Annotated in this window: 25 protein-coding genes; 10 read left to right on the forward strand and 15 right to left on the reverse strand. The window is 57.6% G+C overall.

Translation table 11 applies throughout. The features are described from left to right. Window positions 1–59: 59 nt before the first annotated feature. Window positions 60–602 (reverse strand): RNA polymerase sigma factor, encoded by a 543-nt coding sequence (locus E1J53_RS06225; protein ID WP_134271098.1) that lies wholly within the window; start codon window positions 600–602, stop codon window positions 60–62. Between the two features lie 241 nt (window positions 603–843). Here E1J53_RS06225 and E1J53_RS06230 point away from each other — a divergent pair, with 241 nt between their 5' ends. Further along, window positions 844–1,176 carry a PadR family transcriptional regulator gene (locus E1J53_RS06230; protein WP_134271097.1) on the forward strand — a complete coding sequence of 111 codons (333 nt, stop codon included), beginning with the start codon at window positions 844–846 and terminating at the stop codon, window positions 1,174–1,176. 1 nt (window position 1,177) lies between these two features. Continuing rightward, entirely contained in the window at window positions 1,178–1,975 is a 798-nt protein-coding gene (locus E1J53_RS06235) for a M23 family metallopeptidase (protein WP_134271095.1), read from the forward strand. A 143-nt stretch (window positions 1,976–2,118) separates the two neighbouring features. Here E1J53_RS06235 and E1J53_RS06240 read toward each other — a convergent pair whose 3' ends face one another. Continuing rightward, window positions 2,119–2,601 (reverse strand): low molecular weight protein-tyrosine-phosphatase, encoded by a 483-nt coding sequence (locus tag E1J53_RS06240; RefSeq protein ID WP_134271093.1) that lies wholly within the window; start codon window positions 2,599–2,601, stop codon window positions 2,119–2,121. Between the two features lie 199 nt (window positions 2,602–2,800). Here E1J53_RS06240 and rpoN point away from each other — a divergent pair, with 199 nt between their 5' ends. The 5 genes from rpoN (at window position 2,801) to E1J53_RS06265 (ending at window position 7,357) form a co-directional block, all read left to right on the forward strand. Beyond that, a complete protein-coding gene (rpoN, locus tag E1J53_RS06245; RefSeq protein ID WP_134271092.1) occupies window positions 2,801–4,294 on the forward strand; it encodes an RNA polymerase factor sigma-54 in 1,494 nt (497 codons plus the stop codon). A gap of 151 nt (window positions 4,295–4,445) precedes the next feature. Then, window positions 4,446–4,736 carry a GNAT family N-acetyltransferase gene (locus E1J53_RS06250; protein WP_134271090.1) on the forward strand — a complete coding sequence of 97 codons (291 nt, stop codon included), beginning with the start codon at window positions 4,446–4,448 and terminating at the stop codon, window positions 4,734–4,736. Next, window positions 4,736–5,866, forward strand: coding sequence for a glycosyltransferase (locus E1J53_RS06255; protein ID WP_134271089.1), 1,131 nt, complete (start codon window positions 4,736–4,738; stop codon window positions 5,864–5,866). Before E1J53_RS06250 ends, E1J53_RS06255 begins: the two co-directional genes overlap by 1 nt. Window positions 5,867–6,246: 380 nt before the next feature. Beyond that, entirely contained in the window at window positions 6,247–6,903 is a 657-nt protein-coding gene (locus E1J53_RS06260) for a DUF2807 domain-containing protein (RefSeq protein WP_134271087.1), read from the forward strand. Between the two features lie 253 nt (window positions 6,904–7,156). Next, window positions 7,157–7,357 (forward strand): hypothetical protein, encoded by a 201-nt coding sequence (locus E1J53_RS06265; RefSeq protein WP_134271086.1) that lies wholly within the window; start codon window positions 7,157–7,159, stop codon window positions 7,355–7,357. A gap of 578 nt (window positions 7,358–7,935) precedes the next feature. Here the strand turns inward: E1J53_RS06265 and E1J53_RS06270 are convergent. From E1J53_RS06270 to E1J53_RS06280, 3 genes are all read right to left on the reverse strand, one after another. Continuing rightward, a complete protein-coding gene (locus E1J53_RS06270) occupies window positions 7,936–8,622 on the reverse strand; it encodes a uracil-DNA glycosylase family protein (RefSeq protein ID WP_134271084.1) in 687 nt (228 codons plus the stop codon). An 11-nt stretch (window positions 8,623–8,633) separates the two neighbouring features. Next, window positions 8,634–9,935, reverse strand: a complete 1,302-nt coding sequence (der, locus tag E1J53_RS06275) for a ribosome biogenesis GTPase Der (RefSeq protein ID WP_134271083.1) — start codon at window positions 9,933–9,935, stop codon at window positions 8,634–8,636. 285 nt (window positions 9,936–10,220) lie between these two features. Continuing rightward, entirely contained in the window at window positions 10,221–10,577 is a 357-nt protein-coding gene (locus tag E1J53_RS06280) for a hypothetical protein (RefSeq protein ID WP_134271082.1), read from the reverse strand. Window positions 10,578–10,755: 178 nt separating this feature from the next. On the opposite strand from E1J53_RS06280, the gene E1J53_RS06285 reads away from it, so the two are divergent. Next, window positions 10,756–11,301: a hypothetical protein gene (locus E1J53_RS06285; protein WP_134271080.1), complete on the forward strand. Its 546-nt coding sequence runs from the start codon at window positions 10,756–10,758 to the stop codon at window positions 11,299–11,301. 18 nt (window positions 11,302–11,319) lie between these two features. After that, window positions 11,320–11,721 carry an SMI1/KNR4 family protein gene (locus E1J53_RS06290; protein ID WP_134271079.1) on the forward strand — a complete coding sequence of 134 codons (402 nt, stop codon included), beginning with the start codon at window positions 11,320–11,322 and terminating at the stop codon, window positions 11,719–11,721. Between the two features lie 241 nt (window positions 11,722–11,962). On the opposite strand, the gene E1J53_RS06295 is transcribed toward E1J53_RS06290, so the two are convergent. Further along, on the reverse strand, window positions 11,963–12,418 hold the full coding sequence (locus E1J53_RS06295; protein WP_134271077.1) for a hypothetical protein: 456 nt from the start codon (window positions 12,416–12,418) through the stop codon (window positions 11,963–11,965). Window positions 12,419–12,496: 78 nt separating this feature from the next. On the opposite strand from E1J53_RS06295, the gene E1J53_RS06300 reads away from it, so the two are divergent. Next, entirely contained in the window at window positions 12,497–13,741 is a 1,245-nt protein-coding gene (locus E1J53_RS06300) for a pitrilysin family protein (RefSeq protein WP_173021384.1), read from the forward strand. A gap of 149 nt (window positions 13,742–13,890) precedes the next feature. On the opposite strand, the gene E1J53_RS06305 is transcribed toward E1J53_RS06300, so the two are convergent. The 9 genes from E1J53_RS06305 to E1J53_RS06345 all read right to left on the reverse strand — a co-directional run bounded on the left by E1J53_RS06305 (window position 13,891) and on the right by E1J53_RS06345 (window position 24,074). Continuing rightward, window positions 13,891–14,682 (reverse strand): polysaccharide deacetylase family protein, encoded by a 792-nt coding sequence (locus E1J53_RS06305; protein WP_134271074.1) that lies wholly within the window; start codon window positions 14,680–14,682, stop codon window positions 13,891–13,893. Window positions 14,683–14,913: 231 nt separating this feature from the next. Further along, on the reverse strand, window positions 14,914–16,182 hold the full coding sequence (gene nqrF, locus E1J53_RS06310) for an NADH:ubiquinone reductase (Na(+)-transporting) subunit F (RefSeq protein WP_134271073.1): 1,269 nt from the start codon (window positions 16,180–16,182) through the stop codon (window positions 14,914–14,916). Window positions 16,183–16,265: 83 nt separating this feature from the next. Next, window positions 16,266–16,877: an NADH:ubiquinone reductase (Na(+)-transporting) subunit E gene (gene nqrE / locus E1J53_RS06315; RefSeq protein WP_134271071.1), complete on the reverse strand. Its 612-nt coding sequence runs from the start codon at window positions 16,875–16,877 to the stop codon at window positions 16,266–16,268. 43 nt (window positions 16,878–16,920) lie between these two features. Further along, window positions 16,921–17,661 (reverse strand): NADH:ubiquinone reductase (Na(+)-transporting) subunit D, encoded by a 741-nt coding sequence (locus tag E1J53_RS06320; protein ID WP_134271069.1) that lies wholly within the window; start codon window positions 17,659–17,661, stop codon window positions 16,921–16,923. A gap of 37 nt (window positions 17,662–17,698) precedes the next feature. Next, complete coding sequence (gene nqrC, locus E1J53_RS06325) at window positions 17,699–18,439, reverse strand: NADH:ubiquinone reductase (Na(+)-transporting) subunit C (RefSeq protein WP_134271068.1); 741 nt, start codon at window positions 18,437–18,439, stop codon at window positions 17,699–17,701. Window positions 18,440–18,768: 329 nt separating this feature from the next. Continuing rightward, the gene (locus E1J53_RS06330; RefSeq protein WP_134271067.1) at window positions 18,769–20,130 is read right to left on the reverse strand and encodes an NADH:ubiquinone reductase (Na(+)-transporting) subunit B; all 1,362 of its coding nucleotides are present in this window, start codon (window positions 20,128–20,130) and stop codon (window positions 18,769–18,771) included. Between the two features lie 53 nt (window positions 20,131–20,183). Further along, window positions 20,184–21,803, reverse strand: a complete 1,620-nt coding sequence (locus E1J53_RS06335) for a Na(+)-translocating NADH-quinone reductase subunit A (protein ID WP_134271065.1) — start codon at window positions 21,801–21,803, stop codon at window positions 20,184–20,186. Between the two features lie 174 nt (window positions 21,804–21,977). Next, the gene (locus tag E1J53_RS06340) at window positions 21,978–23,471 is read right to left on the reverse strand and encodes a glycosyltransferase family 39 protein (protein ID WP_134271063.1); all 1,494 of its coding nucleotides are present in this window, start codon (window positions 23,469–23,471) and stop codon (window positions 21,978–21,980) included. A 12-nt stretch (window positions 23,472–23,483) separates the two neighbouring features. Further along, window positions 23,484–24,074: a hypothetical protein gene (locus E1J53_RS06345; RefSeq protein WP_134271062.1), complete on the reverse strand. Its 591-nt coding sequence runs from the start codon at window positions 24,072–24,074 to the stop codon at window positions 23,484–23,486. Between the last annotated feature and the right edge of the window lie 323 nt (window positions 24,075–24,397).

Consider the following 24,397-nt stretch of genomic DNA (forward strand, 5'->3'; position numbering starts at 1 on the left):
TTCCAGCGGGAGCCGCAGAAGTGAGCAAAATGGCCGGTATTCGCTCCCGATGCACGATCCTAATCTTCAAATCCTTCCTGGCTCCAACCGAAATACTCCTCGTACACCTCCCGGAGCAGGTCCTGCAGGCGCTTGCGCGCGTAGCCCTTGCGTGAGATGACCGTCTTGAGGGGTACGCCGAGGTCTTCGGCGATTTCGCGCAGCGTTTCTCCCTCCATTTCGTTGCGCACGAATACCTCCCGCTGGGCTTCTGGCAGTACGGACAGGGCCTCCTCGATTTCCTCCTGCCAGTAATCACTGTCCATCGCCTCGCCGGGGTCGGTATAGTCGGGGTCCGCATTTTCCGGAGTGAGGTCGGTAAAGGCAGGCCTTCGGGCCTGCGCCCGCAGCACGTCGGTAATCCGGTTGCGGGTCACCCGGTATAACCAGGCCCGGGGCTGGGTGATGGTCTCCTCCCGCAGCGTATTGCTCAGGGCCGTCCAGACCTCCTGCAGGACGTCCTCCGCCGCTTCGGCGGACAGCCGCGCCCGCACGAAGGCCGCCAGTTCGTCGGCGTAATTCCCGTAGATGTCGTCCCAGATACCGGGCGTCAGATCCTGCATACTACCCGGAAGACGCCCGAAAACGAAAAATACTTTAAGCCCGCCGTCAGGAATAGACCGACGTTGCCGGTAAGACGACGAAAGCAACCGGAGTCCGCGCCTGACTGGGGCAACAAACCTGCAATGCTCCTCGAAGATAGTCTCAGCACCTGCTCCCCGACGCCCCGCCCGTTGCGCCGCAGAAATGTTAAGATTGGAACTAAACTTGCCAATACCTCTATTTTAGATGTATCATTGCCTTATGTATTCAAAAGAACTCATCAAGGGAACCCTCCGTACGGTCGTTTTGCGGCTCCTGGACCGGGAGGGGCGCATGTACGGCTACCAAATGAGCAAGCTCGTGGAGGACATGAGTGCGGGGCAGTACAAGCTGACCGAGGGCGCGCTTTACCCCCTGCTGCACAAGCTGGTTAAAGACGGGATGCTCGTCACCGAAACGGAGACCGTCAACGGCCGTGCCCGCCGCTACTACCGCATCACCGAAGCAGGCAGGGCCGCCGCTGCCGACCGACGGGAAGAATTCCGCCGCTTTCTCCTCACCATGCGCCAGTTACTGGACCTACAACCCGAGTGATATGCCCATACTTACCGAAAAACAGGTTGCTGCGGTCCAGGCTCACCTGGCCATGGCCGGCATCAAAGCCCCCCTGCGTGAGGAACTACTGGACCACCTCTGCTGCGCCATCGAGGAACGGATGGAAAGGGGGCAGGATTTCGAAACCGCCCTACCGGATTGCCTGCACTCCTGGCCGATCCGTCACCTGAAAAAATTACAAACCAATATCCTCATCACCACCAAACTGAAACCTATGCTCGTTCGCTTTACCGCCACGGCCGCCGCCATGGCCGGCCTGGTCTTTCTTTCTCCCTTCTCCCTTCCTCCCGATGCCCCCATGGAGCGGGACGAGGTGTCCTTCCTCCTGGAAAACGAGTACCTTCTGGAAGAAGCCTTCGTTTTTGAGCCGCCCACCGGCAGTCCCATACCGGGCGTTGACCTGAAGAACCCGGACAAGACCCTTACCTCCACGTTTGGGATGCGGATGCACCCCATCTTCAAGCAGAAAAGGCTCCACACGGGTATTGACCTCAAGGCCGACATTGGCACTCCGGTGGTGGCTACCGCCAACGGGAAGGTGGTCTTCGCCGGTGAGAATGGCGACTACGGTATCTGCGTACGCATTCTCCACGACGATGGTTACGTCACCGTTTATTCCCACCTCCACCAACACGACGTGATTCGGGGGGAAGAGGTTACGCAGGGGCAGAAAATTGCTGCCGTAGGCAACACCGGTAAATCCATGGGCCCCCACCTTCACTACGAAGTGCTCAAGGACGACGTCCCCATGGACCCCCTGGCCCTCCTGGAAGAATAGGCCGTAAACCCCACAAAACCCCATATCTGAATACCGGAGTAGGTCTGCTCAGTAGGCTCACGACATACCGTGGGCCTACTGTTTTTGGGGTTTGCGATATCAAAATGCTGCATCTTGTGCAGAATGGAGTAAAGTTTGCCTCCTCAATTTCCGGTCAACCGGTCAACGATCCGGTCCGCAGCCCGGGCGATCAACTCATAGACACCCGCGAAACCGGAATCATCCCAGTAGGGGTCAAAGACGTCCGGTCCGTCGGAATCTTCCAGTCCGGCGAACTCCAGAAACAGGTGAATTTTTTGTCGCTGGGCGTCGTTTTGGGCCAGGGCCTTCAGGTCCCGCAGGTTGTTGCGGTCCATGGCCAGGATGAGGTCGTACTGTTTCAGGTCGTGTACGCTGACCTGATGGGCCCGTTGCTGGCTGATGTCCAGGCCGTGGGCGGCCGCTACCGCCTGACTGCGGGGGTCCGGCGGGTTACCGACGTGCCAGCCTCCGGTTCCCCCGGAGGAAATGGTGAGGTCGATGTCTTTGCGCTGGGCGGCGTTGCGCAGGAGCCCCTCGGCCAGGGGGCTACGACAAATGTTGCCCAGACATACCAATAAAATGCTAAAGGGTGTAGTGATGGTCATGGGGGAAAAATTGTAAAGCTCAGGGGGAAAATCTGATGGGTACTATCTACTACCGATAGGATGACGTACTAATATACGATTTGTCGCCCTGCTCTGAAGAAAAATCGTTTCTTTTGGGTACAAGTGCCTTACTCTTTCTCCCCGCCCGAACCAAATGGGAAGGGAGATTGTAAGGTTTGGTGAAATTCATTTACAACCCATGCTCGGCCAGTCGCTAAAACAAACGCAGCAGCAGACGCTCAGTCCCCGGCAAATTCAGCTGATGCAGCTGATGCAGCTGCCCGTGATGGAGTTGGAACAGCGAATCAAGGAAGAACTGGAGAGCAACCCCACGCTGGAAGAGGCCCGTCCCGAAGACCTCCCCTCCGAACGGGGAGAATCCGAGAACGACGGCGGCAGCGAGGACAAGTTCGACATGGAAGAAGACTACTTCCGGCAGTACCTCGAAGATGATCCCGGCAGCTATCAGAACTCCGGCAGCAGTGAGGACGACTACGAGGCTCCGGGGAGCTACACCGCCGATGAGTCCACCTTCTTTGAGCACCTGGAGGCCCAACTGGCCAACCTCGAATTCAATACCCCCGTCGAGCGGCTCATTGCCCGGCAGATCATCGGTAACCTCGACGACGACGGTTACTTACAGCGGACGCCCAGCGCCATTGCCGACGATCTGCTGATCAACCATCACCTCGACGTCACGACCAAGCAGGTCCTGGAAGTGCTCACCATCGTGCAGGAGCTGGAACCCGCGGGCCTGGCGGCCCGCGACCTGCGGGAATGCCTCCTGCTGCAACTGAACCAGAAGGTGGACAACGGCGAAGACCTCGACGACATGGCCTTCGCCGACCTGGTGCTCGCCCAGCGCATCATCCGTGATCACTTCGAGTCCTTTTCCAAAAAGCACTACGACAAGCTGCGGGACCGCCTTGGGGTGGACGAAGACGAACTCCGGGATGCCCTCGGGGAAATCCTCCGCCTGAACCCCAAGCCCGCCAGCGGGTTGACGGGCGCGGCCGGCGGCCGCGCCGCCCGGGTCGTAGTGCCCGACTTTCTGCTCACCGAGCAGGAAGGCGAATTCCGCCTGACGCTTACCGCCCGCAACGCCCCGGACCTGAAGATCAACGACCACTACCAGGAGATGCTGGCCGAATACCGCCGCAAGCAGAAAGAGGCCGGCAAGCTCAGCGTGGCCCAGAAGCAGGCGGCGGGTTTCATCCGGCAAAATATCGAATCCGCCAACTGGTTCATCGAGGCCATTCAGCAGCGGCAACAGACCCTCTACAGCGTCATGCACGCCATCCTCCGCTACCAGGAGGCCTTCTTCCGCACCGGCGACCTGAAGGCGCTCCGCCCCATGATCCTCAAGGACATCGCCGCCGTCACGGAACTGGACATCAGCACCATCAGCCGGGTGGTCAATTCCAAATTCATCCAGACCGATTTCGGCACTCACTCCCTGCGGGAATTCTTCAGCGAAGGGATGACCAACCAGGAAGGCGAGGAAGTCAGCACCACCCAAATCAAGAATGTACTGCGCGAAATCATCGAGAACGAAGACAAGCGCAAACCCCTGGCGGACGGTAAACTCCAAAAGGCGCTTGCCGAGGCAGGCTATGACATCGCCCGCCGCACCGTGGCCAAATACCGTGAGCAACTGGGGCTACCCGTTGCCCGGCTACGAAAAGTGCTTTAAGGCACAAGAATGAGCTAAGCCTGGTCGTTCCTCCCACCTGCGGGAAAGCGCCGGCGACGGTAAGAAGTCCGTGAGGTTTGCATGGTTAACCCAAAAAACCCTTTCTTACCCCTCCGGAAACCCATTGTTCCTCTCTTTAGACCCTCCTTCCATGGCCGATTACACCGACCAAGTCATCAATAACACCGAAGATTTTCAGTTCGAATACCACAGTGGTTCCCTGGTTTCCAAGCTGGAATACCGCCTGGGTAAATCGCGCATCGCGCTCGTCCACACGGAGGTTCCGGAAGAACTGGCGGGGCAGGGCATCGGGAGCTCCCTGGTGGAAGCGGCCATGAAGTACGCCAAGGAAAAGCAACTGAAGGTGCTCGTTTACTGCCCCTTTGCCGCCGGCTACCTGGAGCGCCACCCCGAATGGAACGACTACGTTAGCAACATTTAGTGGCCCTCTTCCTGCTCGTCACCCTGGTCCAGTTGCTGGCCTGGGGACTTATCCTGCGCCCAGCTTTCCGGCCACCGTCTTCCCCCGGCTCCGCAGTCAATCCACCTCCCGTCAGCATCATCGTTTGCTTCCGCAACGAGGCGCAGCACCTGGAGGCCTGCCTGTCGGCCATCCTCCGGCAGGCCCACCCGGATTTTGAGATCCTTGCCGTAGACGATAATTCCACCGACGATTCGGCGGCCATCGTCCGGCGACTGGCGCGGGCGGACGCCCGGCTCCGTTACCTCCCCGCCGGCCCCACCCGACCGGGTAAGAAGGACGCCCTCAGCCGGGGCATCCGGGCCGCCAGGCACGAGCGGGTGCTGCTGACCGACGCGGACTGCCTTCCCGCCACCGACCAGTGGGCCACCCACATGGCCGGTGCCCTCGGCGAAACCACCGAACTGGCCCTGGGCGTTTCCCTCTACCGCAAGACCGGGGGCGGCCTTCTCCATCACTGGCAGACGTTTGAGTCCGTTTACGTGGCCCTGCAGTACCTGGGCTTTGCCCGGATGGGCGTGCCCTACATGGGGGTGGGGCGGAACCTGGCCTACCGCAAGTCGCTCTTCGAGCGGGCCGGCGGCTTTGCCCGCCACGCTGACCTCCCCGGCGGCGACGACGACCTGCTCGTTAATCAGATGGCGCGGGCGGATCGTACCGCCACCGTCACCGATGCTTCCGCCTGGACGTGGAGTCTCCCTAAGACCAGCTGGCGCGCCTACTGGCGACAAAAACGACGGCACCAGTCGGCCGGGCACCGCTACCGGCCGGAGCACCAGCTCCTGCTCACCCTCCTCGGCCTTAGCCACGGTCTCTTCTTTCTGCTCGGGCTCTGGGGGCTCTTTTCCAGCTGGTGGCTCGTGGCGCTGGCGGCCTATTTTTTGCGCCTGCCCCTCGTCCTGACGGCCGTACAAAGTCCGTTTCATGGAAAGACGGAGCAACCATTTATTGGCGAGCCCCCCGGCAGAGCACGAGGGCGCAAGCGCGCAGGTGCCACGTCCGTGGGTAGGGCCATGGTTTTTGATGTACTCCTGGCCCCTCACTACCTGGTGATGACCGTACTGGGGATGCTGCCGGCAAGGGAGTGGTGAATGGTCGTCGTCTCGGGAGCGTCAATGCCCGCCCCAACAAGGAAGTTTCCGTAGCGATGGCTTTAGCCGCTAACGTAAGCCTTTCGCCGGATAAATCCGGCGCTACTGAAACTAGAGTGTTTTCTCGAAGGTCGGCCGACCAGCCAGTCCTCGGCTTTGCCGGGACGCCTGGGCGGACGACCGGATGATGTTCTTCCTTCTTTATTCTTCCGTCTTCCTTCTATGTTCTCCTCAGCCTTAGCCTTGACGACCGGCTTGCGGAGCAAGCCTTCTCCTTCGCCTCCGTCTTCATTCTTCCTTCTCCTCCGCCTTCCCCAGTGCAACCACCAAACCCCTTCGCCGTCCTTTAAGGAGAACAAACCCACCAACCTAAACGCTACATGAACCGCTTTTCCCTATTCACCCTGCTCGGATTGCTGCTGCTTAGTTGGACCGCCTGCGTCGATAACGAAACCTTCGTCGGCTCCGACACCTTCGTCACCGAAACCCGGAGCGTGGACGCTTTTTCGGGCGTGCGCATCAGCGACGGCACCATCGCCACCATCACCTTCGGCGCGGAGCAGGATCTTGCCCTTACCGTCAACGACAACATCGCAGACCGCGTCCTGACCGAGGTCAGGAACGGCGTGCTGGAAGTCGGCCTCCGCAACGGTAACTACCGTAATATTGAGGTCAGCGTAGACATCGTCATCCCCAACCTGGATTTCCTGCGGGTAACCGACGGTGCCGACGCCACCGCCACCGGCTTTGATGCCCTGACGGACCTGCGCCTGGAAGTACACGACGGCGGAGACGTAACGCTGGCGGGCACCGCCGAGACGCTGGACATCGTCTGTTCGGATGCCGGTGACATCAATGCCTTCGACCTGATGGCCACCCGTTGCGAAGTGCGCATCAGCGACGGGGCGGACGTCAGCGTTTCGGTTTCAGACCTACTAACCGGCCGGGTTTCTGACGGCGGCGATCTGTTTTTCCGCGGCCAGCCGGAACTGGACGTAACCACTACCGACGGCGGCCGCATCACGGACGCCAACTAAGGAGGCCCTTCAAACTACTCCTGTATTTAAACTCCGGTATAGTTTCGCGCCGGGCCGGATTATCTCTGGTCCGGTGCATCTTTTTGGGCCAGAACGCATTTCTACCGGTAACCTCCTGCGGTAAAATGCGCTTCCTCCTCTCCTAACCCCTTCCGACTGGTTGTCAGGCCGGGCGGGCTCCCCATACCGGAGGAACCAAAGCGGCCATTTCCCCGCAGAAGACCACAAAAGAACCCATTTATCTCCGAGCCTTATGCGTGACACCCTCATTTTACTGCTGATCCTGATCATTGCCTTCGCCATCTACTGGCCCATCATGCGCATCGCCCGCCGGGATCTCGCCGAGCGCAACCAGGCCGGATTAGGGAACGGTGTAGTTTACGCCATTTTGTTACTCCCCCTCTTTGGGCCCATCATCTATCTCCTGCTCCGCAACCGCTTTCGGGTCAAGTAGGCACGGCTCTTTGCCGATTACCCGGCACCCGCGCTACGTCGCAATTGAATCAATTCGACGATCCCGACGAGTTACGAATCTCGGGACCGACGGCTAAGGCTAAGGCTAAGGAAATCAATCCAGACCCGGCTTGCTCTAGGTAGCAACATAAACTTTTCATTTTTCACCCCATGAAGGAGTTCCAGCTCCCGCCCGATGTTACGGCATCTAAAGCTCCTTCGTCATGGTAAAAAATAAAGCCGGCGGGGACCCTCAAAGGAGCAACGCGCTGCGCTTGTTGCACGCTTCGAGGTCCCAAGCGAACGCACCCAAAACCGGTCGAGGCGTTCCACGCCGAGCCATTCCCGTAGCAGAACATCTTTCCGGAAAGGGCTTGCTCTAGATTGCAACATAGACTTTTCATTTTTCACCCCATGAAGGAGATCCAACTACCGCCCGATGTTACGAAATCTAGAGCTTCTTCACCGGTAAAAAAACTTCGCAACACGATGCTATCATTATGAAAAATCAATGTGCTTACCTACCGCAAGCCGGTCGTTACATTTTTTGGAGAGTCACTAAAGAAAAAGAGCACTTCACTATTTCCCCGCCAAAGCCCGGTGGGTGGCTCCCACGAAATTGTCGAGGTAATCGTCCAGCTGCTTGCGCTTGTACTGCATGACGTAGCGCGGATGGGCCAGCGGAATCACTTCCCCGAACCAGCCGTGTTCCTCGTTGAGGGCCCGCAAAAATTTATAATTCTTGCCCTCCCCAAGGCAGAGCCCAAACTCCCGCCGCGACCCGAAACCCAGTTGGGTGTTCAGGTTGTCAACGATGTGGGGCAAGACGGCCCGCTCCAGTTTTTTGCTGTCGTAGTAATTGTAGTTTTTCCCGTCCCGGGTGAAGCCTAAGGGGCACACCGACGTGATGTAAAAATCCTCGTAAAAGGCTTCGGGACCACCGACTGCATTGATCCAGCGATAGATGAAATCGGCGGAGAGCTCCGCCCGGGAGGTGAAGGGGTGTTCGATGCCGCAATCTTCCCGCAGCTTTTTGGGACCGGTGAAGGGCACCCCCGTCACCCCGGCGCCAAAGCGCCCGGGATTGATGCCCAGCACGAAGATGCGTTCCCGCTCGTCCGAGAAGTATTTATCGTAGAAGGCCGTCATCGCCGCCTGGGTCTCCGGCGCTCCGAAGGGGTAGATCAGGTCCACCCCGGCCGGCAGCTTCCAGTCGGGCTGCAGGTAGCGGAAGTGGAAATCCAGTACGCGTTCAGCAAAGGTCATCGGAGCTCACCCTATTTTTGGCGGAAGAAAATGGAAATGGGCACTCCGGTGAAGTCAAAATGCTCCCGGATCTGGTTCTCCAGGTAGTTTTTGTAGCTCTCCTTGACGTGCTGCGGGTGGTTGCAGTAAAAGGCGAAGGCGGGATAGGCAATCGGCAGCTGGGTCACGTACTTGATCTTGATCTCGCGCCCCCGGTAGCTTGGCGGACGGTAGCGCTCCATCGACTTCTGCAGCACCTCGTTGAGACGGGAAGTGGGAATGCGGCGGGTGCGGTTTTCGTACACCCGCAGGGCTTCGTCCACCGTCTTCATGATCCGTTGTTTCTCCGTCACGCTCATGAAGACGACCGGCAGGTCGCTGAAGGGCGCGAACCGCTTCCGCACCTTTTCCTCGTAGTCGCGGGCCGTATTGGTCTCCTTGTCCTGCACCAGGTCCCACTTGTTGATCGCAATGACGATGCCCTTGTTGCGCTTCTGGGCGATGCGGAAGATGGCCAGGTCCTGGGATTCCACACCGTCCGTAGCGTCAATCAGCAGTACGCAAACGTCGGCCTTTTCGATGGCACGGATGGCCCGCATCACGGAGTAAAATTCCAGGTTCTCGTAGACCTTATTCTTCTTGCGGATGCCCGCGGTATCGATCAGGTTGAATTCCTTACCGAACTTGTTGTAGTAGCTATTGATGCTGTCGCGGGTGGTGCCGGCGATGTCGGTCACGATGTTGCGCTCCTCTCCGAGGAGGGCGTTGACGAAGCTCGATTTCCCGGCGTTTGGCTGGCCGACGATCGCAAACTGAGGAATGGACGATTCCTCCTCCTCGTGGTTTTGCACGTGCTCCACCACGGCGTCCAGCAGGTCTCCGGTACCGGAGCCGGTCACGGAGCTGAGGAAGAAGGTTTCCTCAAAACCGAGGGACCAAAATTCGTTGGCCTCCAGCTGCCGCTGGTGGTTATCCACCTTATTGACGGCCAGCACGACGGGCTTTTTCGTTTTGCGGAGCATGCGCGCGACCTGCTCGTCGAGGTCGGTCAGGCCGGTAGAGACGTCCACCATAAACAGGATCACCGTCGCCTCGTCGATGGCGATCTCCACCTGGTCGCGGATGGCGGCCTCGAAGACGTCGTCGCTGTTGCGGACGAACCCGCCGGTATCCACCACCGCAAATTCTTTGCCGTTCCAGTTGGACTGACCGTACTGCCGGTCGCGGGTCACCCCGCTCATATCGTCCACGATACTCTGCTTCTCGCCGATCAGTCGGTTGAAGAGCGTCGATTTGCCTACGTTGGGCCGGCCTACAATGGCAACAATATCCATAAGGTCTGTGGTACTGGTTCTTTAGACTATTGGTTCGTTAGACGGTTGGTCTGTTAGACTGTTGGTCCGTTAGTCTTTTAGAGCTTGTTTGGGCGGTCTGCTTTTTGGTAAAAGGAGGTCCGTCTTATGTAACCCGTAGCTGGCCGCAAAGTTAGCTTTATCCGGGATAAGCTACGGGCCGACTGAATAAATCAATCGAAATCGGAGCCTGGCCAGGAAGGTCGAGACGCTCCGCATCGAGGGGCAAAGAAGGCTCGACGTGAAACGTCTCGACCATGGCCAGGTTTACCAGAACAGGGTCAGGTACGCCTTCCGGAGGCGCTCCCCGAGGCCGGGTTCGACGACCGGAGTTTTGGGGACTGCGGCAAGGGTGACGGATTCCGGTGCCGGCGTCTCTTCCTTCAGACCCTCGGGGCCGAAGTACTGGAGTTCCAGCTCGCGCCGGGCGTCTTCCAGCTGCAGCTTGATCCGGTCTTCGTTGGCGGCCTTCCACTGCGCCAGCATGCTTTCCCGCTGCGCGTGGGTGCCCATGAAGACGAACTGGCGGTATTCCCGTTCGTAGTACTGGCGCAGGTAGTATTCCCGCAGCGCCAGATCCTTGTCGAATTGCTCCCGGAGGTTGCGGTATTCTTGCTTGGTCATTGCGGAATGATTGGGTTAGGAAATAGGTGCTGGGCCAATAATGCCTTCCCAACGGGTAAAAGTTCCTTTGGTGTGATCACCGGCAGAGCACGAGGGCGCGATCGCGCAGGTGCCGGGTTGGTCCTGAAGGCCGTAGTAATGCGTACGTTCCAAACTTTCGGCCCCTTACCTTTGCCGCATGCCCTCCCTACTCCGCACCGAGATTGACCGGGCCGGGGAAAAACAACCGGTCCCAAAGTTTGCTCAGCGCCCGCTGCGCTGGCGGGCGTTTCTGGAGGCCTCCCCCTACGCCAACCCCCTGCAGGACCTCATCGGCCGCTGGACCGATCGGATGGACAAAACCACCCCCTCCCAAAAGCAGTACAAACACATCGGGCAACTGGACTTCACCGACTCCCAGCTGATCATCATGGACCGCAGCGGCGGTAAGCCGCTGCGGCGCTTCGGCTACGGGGAGATGCGCGACCTCAAAATCTACGCCGTCCTCGACGGCTGGCCCGCCGCCGGCCCCCGGCAGTCGACCATCCTCTTCACTTACGGCGGGCGGGAGTTCAAATACGGTTTTCAGTATCACCAACGATCTCTCAAGACCGTATGTGAACACCTGCTGGAATACGGCGTCCCCTTCAAGGAATTCCTGCAGGGCTCCCGGGTGCACCTGGGGCAATCGCTGTCCTACCAGGAAATTCAGGAGGTGAAGAAACAGTACGGGGTTAAGTGGTAGCAGAAAAACGACCAGCCCATGAATGCTGAAAGTATTGCCCGGATAGAACGCCAGCTTGGGATTACCCTCCCACAATTTTACGTTGATACCATGCTCAATTATCCGTTTCCCGTTGCTCCATCAATTGAGGTACTGAGCTTGACTTACGGGGAGGAAGCAATTATCAATGCCAATAAATATACCAAGCCAGGTTCTGCTAGGTTTTACATTGGATCTGACGGTGGTGAGCACAGGTATTTCATCAAACTCAATGGCGAGGAGACTGTCTACATTTATGATCTCGAAGGATCAGAGGATCACATGAGTGTACTAGCAACTACTTGGGATTCCTTTATCAGTGGTCCGTGGGAAACGGAAAAGGAATTGCCCCAGGATGAAAGGAAACCTAACGGTAAGAGATGGTGGCAGTTCTGGAAGTAGCTAATTACGGTTTAGTAGAATCAGCGATTCATATCCTAAAACCCTCGAAAGCTATTAGGAAAAATTCGTGGCAAAAAAACGCATTGCGTTTTGAAAGCCCCTCTCCTCCGGAGAGGGCTTGGGGAGAGGGTAAAAACACCCCGGTCGGCGGACGAACCTGCTCGTGCCTCGCGTTTCGGCCGACGACCATTCAGTCCTTCATTCATTCAATCCTTCATTCATTCAATCCCTCAATCCTTCCCTACCGAGCCGCTAACCACTGCCGGAGCAGCATGCGACAACTGCGTTCGCTGGCACCTGCGTCAATCGCCAACTGCATGTCCGCGATGGCCTGTTCCATGACTTCGTTGGCCCAGTTGCCCGAGGCGCAGGGGCAGTCTTCTACCTCATGGACCGCCGAGTTATAGAAGCGGATGGAAGTACAGACCGGACTGATCAATTGCTGGCGGCATTTGGCCACGATACGCCGGGCCGGGCGGGCCGAAAAGGAGCCCACCGGGTAGTGGAGGTGATGGGCGGGAAGCTGTTCGTGGCTCAGGCTGGCGCTGCCGTCGCCGTAGATGCGCAGCTGCCAGCCCGTAGTGTTGGCCACCTCCGCGTAGTCGAGTTCCGCCAGCACGATGCGGGGACTCGTGTTGCCACAAGCCGAAAGCAAAATCCAGCCAGCTACGAGAAAGCGGAAGGGTGAAGACGACATAGTGGGAGGCTTGCGGCAACTAATCAGATGCCATCCGGGTTTCCTTTGGCGGGCATCCCCTATAAAATCCTAATTTTCTTGATTTCCTACGATACTTACATCCTTGACAATGGCCTTCGCGTGGTGCTGCACCACGACCCGAAACGCACGGCCGTAGCCGTCAACGTGCTCTATAAGGTAGGGAGTCGCAACGACCCGCCAGAGCGTACGGGATTCGCCCATTTGTTTGAGCACCTCATGTTTGCCGGTTCGGCCAACGTGCCAAATTTTGACGATGCCCTCCAGCTGGCGGGCGGCGAAAACAACGCCGTCACGGGTTCCGATCACACCCTTTACTACGACATCCTACCGGCGGCCAATATGGAAACCGCCCTCTGGCTGGAAAGCGACCGGATGCGGCAGCTGAACTTCAGCGAGCAGTCCCTGGCCGTGCAGAAAAAAGTGGTCGTTGAGGAGTTTAAGGAGACCTGTCTGGAAGAACCCTACGGTGACCTCTACCACCACCTGAACGATCTCGTTTACACCGTCCACCCCTACCGCTGGCCAGTCATCGGGGAGCGGTTTGAGCACATCGAACAGGCGACCCTGGAAGACGTAAAGGACTTCTACTACCGCTACTACCGCCCGGACAACGCCGTGCTGAGCATCGCCGGCGGCTTCGACCCCAAAAGTATTCGGGAACGGATCGATTTCTGGTTCGGAGATATTCCCCGCACGGACGGCAGCCACGACCGTCCGCCCCTCCCGGAAGAACCGCCGCAGCTGAGCCCACGCAAGAAAACCGTGGTGGCGGACGTCCCCAGTCCGGTCATTTACCTCAATTACCGCACCCCGGGAAGGCTCCACCCCGACTTCCCGGCCATCGATATCCTGAGCTTCCTGCTGGGCAGCGGGCGCTCCTCCCTACTCTACCGCCGCCTGATGCGCGACAGCGAACTCTTCGCCGAAGTAAGCTGCGGGCTGACGGACAACCTCGACTCCGGGGGGATCCTGATCGACGCCCGACCGGCCGAAGACGTCGACTACCGGGAGGCGCGCCAGGCACTTTTCGACGTCGTAGACGAAATGGTGGAACGGGGTATATCCAAAAAAGAACTGACCAAGGTGATTAACCGTCTGGAGCACCACAACCACTTCAAGACCATCAGCGTCAACAACCGCGCGGGGGAGCTGGCCTTTTACGCCGCCTTGGGTCAGCCGGAACTGATCAACACCGAGCTGGACCGCTACCTTTCCCTCACCGTGGAAGACATTAACCGGGTGATCAAAAAATACCTGCGGCCGGAAGGACGGAGTGAGGTGGAGTATTTGTGTGAAGACTGAGTTGGTCTGTTAGTTCGTTAGTTCGTTAGTTCGTTAGTCTTTTGGTCTGTTGGTCTGTTAGTTCGTTGGTCTTTTGGTCTGTTGGTCTGTTAGTTCGTTGGTCTTTTGGTCAGTTAGTGTGGGAGGGGGTGCACTTGTATGAAGGCCAGTTAGGCTCCGGTATATTTCATCATGGCTTTTCCTACGGGCAGGATTTCCAGGCCCGGCATCTTCACCAATCTGCCGAGGAGGTCGTCCAGATAATCCGCCGTCATGGGTCCCCAGCCTTCTTCGTCCAGGCCGTGAACGTTCAGGATGAGCCATCCGCCCGGGGCGTTGAGGAACTCCTGCACGGTAGTTTCCACCCAGGCATCAATGTTATCCGGTCCGTTGGCCGCACACACCAGGTAGTGGTCGGTTTCTTTGCCGGGCATCGGTTCCGTGTAGAGCTGTTGGTAGCGCATCCGGGAACGAACGGCCAAAACCCGTTCCAGCAAAAATTCTTCCAGGGCCGGCGTGGAGGCATTGAAGGGGAAGTTGAAGACCGCTTCCTCGTTGCGGTAACCCCGAAGGTGCTCTTCGAAGTAGTCCAGGCACTTCATGATCAGCTTCTGGGCCTTGCGGGGTTTCTGCTTGGCGAGGTTCAGGTGTTTCCAGCTGTGCGGCATGATCTCGTGCCCCCGCTTTTTGAGGTCGTTCCAGTCGTCAAAGCTCCCCATCAGTTCCGGCCGAATCCACTCATCTACTTGTTTGAAGGAGGGCAGATGCCCCGAAGCGATAACGTTCAGGCAGGCCCGTAAGCCGTGCCCCTCGTGAATGTCCGCCGCCCGGTGGAATGATTTGCGGAAGCCATCATCAAAACTCAGACTGAGTAAATGCGTGGGGGCTGCGGGGGCAAACCCACTGGCGCCCAGCGCCAGGGTGCCGAGGCCGGCCGTTTTCAGGAATACTCTTCGATCCATGGGTAGGTAGATTTTAAGTAGTTAGCGCTTGACCCAAAGGACCAATAACCAAGCGCCAAGCGCTTGTATCGTGGACGCTTCGAGGACCCAAACAACCTTATGGATTGACCTCAGGGCCTCCTCGCATCATGGTCTACCCTAAAAATACGCCATGGTTACACTTCCCGCCCGAAACACGAAGCCCCGACCGCAAACGCGATCGGGGCTTTGGTATTCGTGGCCGGCTTCGGATTAGCTTCCGAAGTCGTCAAAGGCAATGTTTTCTTCGGGTACGCCGAGTTCGTCCAGCATGTTCTGCACGGCCTGCAGCATCAGCGGAGGTCCGCAGAGGTAGTATTCAATTTCCTCTGGCTCGGGGTGATCCTTGAGGTAGTTGTCGAGTACTGCCTGGTGGATGAAGCCGGTCATGCCGTCCCAATTGTCTTCTTCCAGGGGCTCACTCAGGGCGATGTGGTAGCTGAAGTTCGGGAATTCCTCCTCGATCTTACGGAAGTGATCCGTGTAGAAGAGTTCCGCCTTGGAGCGGCCACCGTACCAGTAGCTCACCTTACGGTCCGTCTTCATGGTGTGGAAGAGGTGGAAGATGTGGCTACGCAGCGGGGCCATACCGGCACCACCACCAATGTAGACCATCTCCTTGTCGGTGGGCTTGATGAAGAACTCACCGTAGGGACCGGAGATCGTTACCTTATCACCGGGCGTCTGGTCGAAGACGTAGCTGGAACAAACACCGGGGTTGACGTCCATCCATCCTCCTTTCTTACGGTCGAAGGGAGGCGTAGCGATCCGGATGTTCAGCATGATGATGTTACCCTCGGCCGGGTGGTTGGCCATGGAGTAGGCGCGGAACTGCTCCTCGTCGTTTTTCATCTTGAGCTCCCACATATTGAACTGATCCCAGGCGGGCTGGAATTTGTCCATCTTGTCGTGGTGCTCGGGGTGAGCGTCGATGTTGAAGTTCTTGAAGTCCACCTCAATCTTGGGCACGTCGATCTGGATGTAACCGCCAGATTCGAAGTCCAGGGTTTCTCCTTCCGGAAGCTCCACGACGAACTCCTTGATGAAGGTCGCTACGTTGTAGTTTGACTTTACGGTACAATCCCACTTCTTGATTCCGAAGATTTCTTCGGGGATCTGGATTTCCATGTCCTGACGCACCTTCACCTGGCAGGCCAGACGCTTGTGCTCGGCTACTTCCCGGCGCGTAAGGTGATTGAGCTCCGTGGGCAGTACGTCACCGCCACCGGCGGTGATGTGACATTCACACATCGCACAGGTACCACCACCACCACAGGCGGAGGGCAGGAATACACTCTTGTCGGAAAGGGCGGAAAGCAGTGAGGCTCCGGGCTGAACCATCAGGGGGTTCTCGGAGTCACCGTTCACGATGATTTTCACCTCGCCCTGGGGCACAAGTCGCTTGCGGGCCACCAGCAACATCGTGATGAGCGCCAGCACGACAATGGTAAAGACCACAACCGCTGCAATAATGGTAGTCATGAGGGTCTGTTTTTATGTATAAGCCGGTTTTCATACCGGCGGTTTATTGTTTTGTGTCATTTTCCGGCCACGGGCCGGAAATCTTATTCTCCGGTGCCGCTCCAGCCCGCAAATACGGCGGGATCGATACCCGTGAGGCTCAGGAAGGCCACGCCCATCAGTCCGGTAAGCAGGAAGGCCATACCAAGGCCGCGCAGGGCGGGAGGAACGTTGCTGTAGCGAATCCGCTCCCGGATGGCGGCAATGGCGATGATGGCCAGGAACCAACCGAAACCACCACCGAGACCGAAGGCAATGGATTCTCCGAGGTCATACTCCCGGGTAACCATGAAGAGGCTACCCCCGAGGATGGCGCAGTTTACCGTGATCAGGGGAAGGAAGATACCCAGCGCGGCGTAGAGGCCGGGACTGAATTTCTCCACCACCATTTCCACCAACTGTACGGTAGAAGCAATTACGGCAATGAAGATGATGAACCGCAGGAATTCCAGCTCGAAGCTTACCAGCAGGTACTCGTTAATGAGCCAGTTGATCGGCATCGTGATGCCGAGTACGAAGATGACCGCCATGCCCAGACCAAAAGCCGTGGAAAGGGTCTTGGAAACCGCCAGGTAGGAACACATCCCGAGGAAGTAAGCCAGCACCATGTTTTCAATGAAGGCCGACTTGATGAAGATATTAATGTACTCGCCCATGGGGGAGGAATTTTTTAAGTTGAGAAAGGACTAATCGGTCGGTTTAGCTGGCGTCTACCAACTTCGGGTTCCAGGCGCGCTGAATCCAGATGAAAACGGCAATGACGAACATGGCCGCCGCGGGAAGTACCATCAGGTTATTGTTGGCGTACCACCCGAACAGCGTTCCACCCAGACCTTCACTCATGGTGTTGATGGTGTACTCGGCGGAGGGGCCGATGATTTTCCACTCGATGGGGCTACCGGCGAAGAGGCTACCCTTACCGAAAAGCTCCCGCACGAATCCGACGGCCACCAGGATCAGTCCGTAGCCCAGTCCGTTGCCCAGTCCGTCGAGGAACGAACGCCAGGGCTTGTTGGCCATGGCGAAAGCCTCCAGGCGTCCCATCACGATACAGTTGGTGATGATCAGTCCGATGTAGACGGAAAGCTGCTTGTAAATGGGGTAGTTCAGCGCCTTGAGCGCCTCGTTTACGATCGTTACCAGGGTGGCAATGATTACCAGCTGCACGATCAGGCGCACGGCCTTCGGGATGGTGTTCCGCAGCAGGGAAGTAAACAGGCTGGAAAAAGCACAAACGAATACTACGGCCACCGACATCACCAGGGATGGGTAGACCAGAGAGGTTACGGCCAGCGCAGAACAAACGCCCAGTACCTGAATGGTGATGGGGTTGTTGTCCAGCAAGGGGTCGGTGATCAAGATCCGTTCCTTCTTGCCGAACAGGGGCTCCTTTTCTTGCGTAGTCGTTACGCCGGTTTTGATTTCGGTGGATTCTGCCATGATTTGCTATAATTATCGCCGGGCGGTGGCGGGCTTTTTATTTGAGGTTCATTCCGGAGGCCTTATCGATATCCTGGAGGAAAGGCTCGTAGGCTTTAAGACCGGTGTACAACATTTTCGTTACGCCGTCGGCGGTAACCGTGGCGCCGCTCAGGCCGTCCACTTCGTGCTCGGGGTTCCGGGCGCCTCCCTTGCGGACAACGATGGACACAAAGTCTCCGGCGTCGTCGTAGATTTTCCGACCCTCGAACTGGTTTTTCCAGCTCTGGTTATCCTTGATTTCGGCACCCAGACCGGGGGTTTCACCGGCGTGGTCAAAGCTTACCCCGGCAACCGTATTCAGGTCGTCCTCCAGGGCGATGTTGCCCCAGATGGCGTCCCACAGTCCGTTGCCCCGCACACTCATGATGTAGTAGTTGCTGCCGTCGAGGTTGACGGTGTAGAGGGGGTAAAGACGATCGGCTTCGTCCTTCTTCTTCTCCTGTTCCATGTCCACCTCAATGGCCATGGTCCCTTCAATGATCTCGCCCTCGGCGTTGATCACGGTCTGTTCCACCTGGTTGTCGAACAGTTCCAGTACGGCTTCATCGGAGAGGGCATCGACGTCCTGCCCGGCCTCGGCCATGGGGGTGGCGATGGCGGCCAGGATCTGACGCTTGTTGAAGATATCTTCGTTGCGGGCAGCAACGTCCGCCGTCAGGGTTTTAAATCCGGCAAGCACGAGGGCCACGACGACCGTCATGATCAATCCGAAAGTATAGATGTATTTCGTACTCATAATTGGCTTGAATTGGGCGACGGTCCCGAGTTCCGCAACTCGTCGGGATCGTCGAATTAAATCAATTGCGACGAAGCGCGGGTGCAGTGATTATGGATTGAAGGAGCGAATTATTGAAGGATCGAATTATTCAGTCATTCCATCCTTCAGACATTCAATCATTCATTCCTTGTTAACCTGGCACCTGCGCGCCGTCGCATGCTCTTGATTGCCTTGATCCCGATGAACTTTAATGGGTTCGTAGAATCGTGGCCTTATAAAACAAGAAAGCGCGGGAAAGTGTCCATTGTCGGGCCACGTTTGGCCGACCGCTGGCGGACAATTCCCTTTTATACGTTGGAGGGACTAACGATTTCGGGGTTTTCGATCCGCTTCGTGATCAGCTCGTCGCGCTGCTTGGCCATGGCGGCCGTGCGCTTTACGCGCCGCTTGACGTTGGCCTGGTAGACGTAGTGGTCGATCAGCGGAGCGAAAGTGTTCATGAGCAGGATGGAAAGCATCCAGCCCTCGGGGTAAGCCGGGTTAAGCACCCGGATAATGATTCCGATGAAGGCGATCAGGAAACCGTAGATCCACTTTCCGGTCGGCGTATCGGCGCTGGAAACCGGGTCGGTGGCCATGAAGGTGATCGCAAACAGGAAGCTACCCATGATCATCTGCCGCAACGGGTGGATGGCCATGAACTGGAAAATTCCGGGAGTGTCGTCCGTCAGTACCGGCGGCGCGATGGCGTTCAGCATCAGGGCGCCGACCATGAAGCCGATGAGTCCACCCACGATGACGCGGTAGTCGGCAATGCGGGTGACCATCAGGAAGATCATCCCGATGATGATCAGGGGAGCGCTGGATTCGCCGATGGAACCGGGGATGTTACCCCAGAAAATCTGGCTCTCGGTGTAGTACTGGGTGACGGCGTCCCAGCCGCCCTTGGCCGCCAGGCCGAGGGGCGTGGCGCCCGTCCATCCGTCGGCAACGGCCATGCCGCCTTCCCCGAAGGTGCTCCAGCCGAGGCCGGAGAAGATCCAGTCAAAGAAGCCGTGGGCCCAACCGTAGGTAGCACCGTAGAATTCCGTTCCTTCCTTCACGATTCCCGCTACCCATACCTCGTCACCGGAGATGGTGGTCGGGTAAGCGAAGAAGATGAAGACCCGCGCCAGCAGGGCGACGTTCCAGATGTTCATCCCCGTTCCACCGAAGGCTTCCTTACCCAGGACTACGGCAAAGATGATGCTTACCGCCAGCCAGACCAGGGGAATATCGGGGGGCATGATCAGGGGGATCAGGGCACCGGAAACGAGGAAGCCTTCCTCGACCGAGTGGCCCTTGCGGGCCGCGTAGATGAATTCAATGCCCAGACCAACGACGTGGGTAACCACGAAGATGGGCAGGATCTGAATCAGACCGTAGATGATCTTGAGGTGAAAGCCTTCCAGAAAACCGTTGTACTGCCCCAGCGCGACAAAGTGCTGGTGGCCGATGTTCCAGGTGCCGAAAACGTAGAGGAGCTGCAGCGCCAGTACAACGTGTACCATGAGCCGCTTGAGGTCCATCCCGTCCGTGATGTGCACACCTCCTTTGGTTACCGTATCGGGTTGGAAGAGGAAGGTGTAGAAAGCGTCGTAGGTCGTGTGGGCCAGCTTGTTGCTGTGGTCCGGTTCGAACTTTTTGACGAAATCGTGTAGTGCTTTCATATTGCTATTCTAGCTGAAGCTTCCGGGAAGCGGAAGCTGGTTCTTTAGATAGTTTACCCCTGCTCGCGCATGGTGTTAAGTCCCTCGCGGAGGATTTGCTGAAGCGGTTGCTTGGACACGCAGGCGAATTCCGCCAGCGCTACGTCCTCTTCTACCAGTTCGTAGATACCGAGTCCCTCCATGCTTTCAAAGTCGTTGACCATGATGGACTTCATCAGCTGCTGGGTGTAAATGTCCATGGGCATCACCTGCTCGTAGTCGTTGTTGACCACGAAGGCACGCTTCTCCCCGTGGGTATTGGTCGTGGCCTCGAACTTGCTCAGGGTCGGGATGGTGGGAGAGATGGAAGCCCGGGGCTTCAGGGGCAGGAGCCAGCCGAAAATTTCGGCTTCGTTGCCTTCTTCCAGCACCGTCACCTGGCTCCGGTAGAATTCCAGGAAGCCTTCACTACCCTTCTGGGTGCCGGTGAGGACGTCCCCGCTCAGGATGCGAACGTTGTCCGTCAGGCTGTCGTCCTGCAGCAGTTCCCCCAGGTTGGCACCGGCGTGGGTGCGCACGTGGCGGGGCTGGCTGAGGGGCGCGCCGCTGAGGGCGATCACCCGCTCGGTGGAGTACCGACCGTTCTTGAAGAGTTCCCCCAGGAGGAGGACACCGTTGACGTCCACGGTCCAGACCGTGTTTTCACCGGGTCCGGCGGGGTGAATGTGGTGAATCTGTACGCCGACGTTCCCGGCGGGGTGGGCGCCACGGAAGTAGCGCTTTTCGGCGTTGGCCACGGCGGAGAAGGCCGTGGGGGCGGGCTCACGGCCGTCAAGGCCGAGGTACACCAGACCGTCCGTCAGGCGGTTCAGAACGTCGATACCGGTCTGGAATTCTTCCTCGCGGCCGGCGATGGACAGCTTCAGGTCGGCGGCCAGGGGCGCCGTGCTGAAGGTAGAGACGAAAATATCGCGGGGTACAACGTCGGGATCGGCCACCACGTTGTAGGGACGCTGACGGAATACCGGCCAGGCGCCGCTGTCCAGGAGGAAGTCGACCAGGTCCGCGCGGCTGGCGTCGGCGGCGGGCAGGTCGTACTTGCGACTGGTCTGCTCCTTGTCGGCCAGGATAACCACCTCGGCGATGGAGCGCTTGAGGCCGCGGTTGATCGCAATGACCTCGCCACTCACGGGAGCCGCAAACTTGATGCGGTTCAGTTTCTTGTCGAAGAAGATGACGTCTCCGGCCTTCACCGCATCACCAACCTCTACTTCCATCTTGGGGATGGGCATGAGGCCGTAGTAGTCGGGTGGGTTCACCGCAAAGCGCGTCACGTTGAGCGTGTCATCCACGGATCCGGCGGGCTCGCCTTCCAGGGGGATGTCGTAGCCCTTCTTCAGGGTAACGACGTGCTCGTTCTCCAGGTAGTCGGCCTTTTTGGCGGAAAACAAATCGCTGAGACGGGGGAAAAGTCCCATGTTGGTTTCATCCGTATCGATGCCTTTAGCCTTTGACTCAATCACCATGAAGTTGTCCGCTACGCTGACAATCATGAAGAAAAAGATCAAAAGGGCAAGAGCAGTGATACCGTAGAACACCAGGTTGCTACCACCGACGTCAGCTTGTGATTGAAGCGTAATGGCGGCCAGCATCAGCAAGGACAGGAGGCCTGCCGGTCTTTGGAAAGATTTCATACGCGGGCTTGCGTTATCAACATTGAGGTTGACCTTCTAAAGGTCGAAAAACGTACTGAGGTTCACAGCCGTCAGGATGTGGTCTCAGAATAATGCCGCAAAATTACGGAAATTAAATAATCAACCCAAGGAAGATAAGGATAGATAAAGCTCAGGATTTTATTTAGACCGATTCTAATTTAACGCGGCCTCACGGGCCTTCGTTAGTTTGACCAGCTTGCAGGCTCCCGATTGGTAAATCTCCTTCACTTCAAAGCGGTCAAAAAGGTATTCCCAGGTTTCTGAAGAACAAATAACTACCCTTTCATCCACCTTAAACACACCTGCTTCCCGGGTAGTAGCGACTACCGGCGGACTCAGACTTTTGATGGATTTAATGGCGATTTCATTCCCGGCGGTCTCCGCGTAGAAGCGGGCGTTGGGGTTGTAGTTCCTGATGGATATCGTAAAGGGCGGCTCAACCATTGGGTCTCGGATGAAATCTCTGAAGGGAGCTTTTCGCAAGGGGGTTTCAACGTGTTCCCGAGGGTCCAGTACCCGATCAATGATCAGTACCATTGGAAAAATCAGGAATCCCGCCAGAAAAGTTACTGTCACCACTCGTCCGGATGCTCCTTTAAAATGCCGGCGAATCATCTGAGCAACTTCAAAAAGCAACATCCCGACCAAAAGACTGAAGAAGGGTAAGGTTGGCCCCTGGTACCAGTATAGTTTGGTGGCAGCTACCGACACCACCAGAAGGGAAACTACACCCGCCAAAGCGGACAACAAAGTCACCTCTCGCAATTTTTTGGTGAATAACCCGATTGCGATGGCGGGAAGAAGCAATGGATACAGATGACCCGCAGCCCGATCAAACAGTAAGCTCTGAAAATAAAAATACCACGGTTGTTGGTGCCCCTCCGTCGCCTCTGAGAAACGCCCCCCGAGTTCGTTGCCCCGCACCAGTTCGAAGTAACCCTGGTCAATGTTATTTCGCATGAAGTAGTAGGACAGCACCCCGAGGATGGCCAGGCCAAAGCCCAGGTAGACCCACGGCCGCAGGAGCTGCTGGCGCCCTTCCGGCAGGAGGAGCATCCATAGTCCGATGGCGGGCAAGACGAAGCCCCCGGCGACGCCCTTGGTCCACCCCGCCAGCAACACGCCCAGGGCCGCCACGCCCAGCCAGCGGAGGTCGTTGGTTTTGATCCAGCGGTAGCTACCCATAACCTGTAAAAACAGGAAGAGCAGCAGCAGGGCGTCGAAGTCGCCGGACCGGGCACCGTGGTTACCCATGAACTGCCAGTTACTGAGCAGCACCAGCGAAGCCAGGGCACCGATGTAGGGGCTGCCCCAGTCGCGGGCGGTCCACCAGATCATGAGTACACACAAACTCAGTGTAGCCAGCGCGGCGGGCAGGCGAACCGGCAATTCGCCCGGTCCCAGAATTTTTATCCAGAAGGCCTGGCACCAGACCAGGAGGGGGGGCTTGGTGCCCCAGTGGTCGGGTTCGCCGGCGTAGGTCGGCACCAGCAGGTGGCTTTCTCCCCGCGCCATTTCCAGGGCGTTTACGCCCCGGCGCGCCTCGTCATAGATTTCCAGCTGATGATCGTCCAGGTGGGCAAAAAGCACGAACCCGGCGTAGGCCAGCGTGAGGATGAGCAGCGTTTTCTGGAGGCTGATAGCCATGCCGTAAAGATATCAATTGCACCAGGACTGGCGGTCGGCAATCTCCACAATCTCAATGTCGGTCATCGTTTTTTCGAACCAGTTGAGGGGAGCCGGGTTTTTGTCTCCCGTGCAGGTATCGCACTTAAAGAAGAGGTAGTACAGCTGCCAGTAGTCCCCCATCCGCCGGCGCAGCTCGTTCAGCCGTTCCGCGCTTTCCTGCGGCCGGTCGTACAAATGCGCCAGTCGCCAACAGTAATAGGCTTCGTCGTGTAGTTCCACGAGGTTGAGTAGCCACTCATCGTCCAGGTAGCGTTCCAGAAATTTCCGGGCGTAGACGGCGTGGTGCTTGGTCCAGTCCCGGGGGTTGCCCTTGTCTTCAATGTGCTTAAAGGTGTCGTGCACCCAGCTTACGATCCGGAGGTGGCGGCGCTCGTCGCAGGAAATGTCCATGCGGTCAATGTTTTCGTTGACCTCCAGGATGTGCCGCCAGATCGTTCCCTCCGGATGCCCGTAGCGGGGCAATCCCCACACCAGCCCACGACAAAATTCCTCATCCTCCAGGAAAGCGGCTTCCAGGGGAGTCTCCGGTTGCAGAATGTCGTGTAAGTCTTGGGGGGTCAATGCTCCGGTATATCAGGGAATCAGTGATCAGGATAACGTACGGGATCGGCAGCCGCTGCTGCCGCTTGCCGGGTGGTAAACGCTGACAAAATTACGTTAGTTGTGCAAAATACCGTCACCGGGCCGCAATCGAGGTCATTATTACGGTGGCTAATGGGGACGAAAGCGAACGGATGGTTCGCGGTAAGGTAGCCCGGGAATGGGGTGCTTTCTTCTGCGCCGGACCGGAACCTCATTATCCCTCCTGCCATCCGGATACAACCCCGTTACGATTGTCACGTTGTTCATATGTTGCAGCGGTTGCTGGTTGCTTCCGCACAACG

The organism is Lewinella sp. W8 (assembly GCF_004375085.3).
GTDB lineage: Bacteria > Bacteroidota > Bacteroidia > Chitinophagales > Saprospiraceae > Neolewinella.

Bases quoted from the DNA above. Each gene is read 5' to 3' on its own strand.
- E1J53_RS06230 (WP_134271097.1), top strand. From the start codon at position 844: ATGTATTCAAAAGAACTCATCAAGGGAACCCTCCGTACGGTCGTTTTG.
- E1J53_RS06265 (WP_134271086.1), top strand. From the start codon at position 7,157: ATGCGTGACACCCTCATTTTACTGCTGATCCTGATCATTGCCTTCGCC.
- nqrC (WP_134271068.1), bottom strand. From the start codon at position 18,439: ATGAGTACGAAATACATCTATACTTTCGGATTGATCATGACGGTCGTC.
- E1J53_RS06335 (WP_134271065.1), bottom strand. From the start codon at position 21,803: ATGAAATCTTTCCAAAGACCGGCAGGCCTCCTGTCCTTGCTGATGCTG.
- E1J53_RS06240 (WP_134271093.1), bottom strand. From the start codon at position 2,601: ATGACCATCACTACACCCTTTAGCATTTTATTGGTATGTCTGGGCAAC.
- nqrE (WP_134271071.1), bottom strand. From the start codon at position 16,877: ATGGGCGAGTACATTAATATCTTCATCAAGTCGGCCTTCATTGAAAAC.
- rpoN (WP_134271092.1), top strand. From the start codon at position 2,801: ATGCTCGGCCAGTCGCTAAAACAAACGCAGCAGCAGACGCTCAGTCCC.
- nqrF (WP_134271073.1), bottom strand. From the start codon at position 16,182: ATGACTACCATTATTGCAGCGGTTGTGGTCTTTACCATTGTCGTGCTG.
- E1J53_RS06320 (WP_134271069.1), bottom strand. From the start codon at position 17,661: ATGGCAGAATCCACCGAAATCAAAACCGGCGTAACGACTACGCAAGAA.
- E1J53_RS06285 (WP_134271080.1), top strand. From the start codon at position 10,756: ATGCCCTCCCTACTCCGCACCGAGATTGACCGGGCCGGGGAAAAACAA.
- E1J53_RS06330 (WP_134271067.1), bottom strand. From the start codon at position 20,130: ATGAAAGCACTACACGATTTCGTCAAAAAGTTCGAACCGGACCACAGC.
- E1J53_RS06250 (WP_134271090.1), top strand. From the start codon at position 4,446: ATGGCCGATTACACCGACCAAGTCATCAATAACACCGAAGATTTTCAG.
- E1J53_RS06235 (WP_134271095.1), top strand. From the start codon at position 1,178: ATGCCCATACTTACCGAAAAACAGGTTGCTGCGGTCCAGGCTCACCTG.
- E1J53_RS06225 (WP_134271098.1), bottom strand. From the start codon at position 602: ATGCAGGATCTGACGCCCGGTATCTGGGACGACATCTACGGGAATTAC.
- E1J53_RS06305 (WP_134271074.1), bottom strand. From the start codon at position 14,682: ATGGATCGAAGAGTATTCCTGAAAACGGCCGGCCTCGGCACCCTGGCG.
- E1J53_RS06290 (WP_134271079.1), top strand. From the start codon at position 11,320: ATGAATGCTGAAAGTATTGCCCGGATAGAACGCCAGCTTGGGATTACC.
- E1J53_RS06280 (WP_134271082.1), bottom strand. From the start codon at position 10,577: ATGACCAAGCAAGAATACCGCAACCTCCGGGAGCAATTCGACAAGGAT.
- E1J53_RS06260 (WP_134271087.1), top strand. From the start codon at position 6,247: ATGAACCGCTTTTCCCTATTCACCCTGCTCGGATTGCTGCTGCTTAGT.
- E1J53_RS06295 (WP_134271077.1), bottom strand. From the start codon at position 12,418: ATGTCGTCTTCACCCTTCCGCTTTCTCGTAGCTGGCTGGATTTTGCTT.
- der (WP_134271083.1), bottom strand. From the start codon at position 9,935: ATGGATATTGTTGCCATTGTAGGCCGGCCCAACGTAGGCAAATCGACG.
- E1J53_RS06340 (WP_134271063.1), bottom strand. From the start codon at position 23,471: ATGGCTATCAGCCTCCAGAAAACGCTGCTCATCCTCACGCTGGCCTAC.
- E1J53_RS06270 (WP_134271084.1), bottom strand. From the start codon at position 8,622: ATGACCTTTGCTGAACGCGTACTGGATTTCCACTTCCGCTACCTGCAG.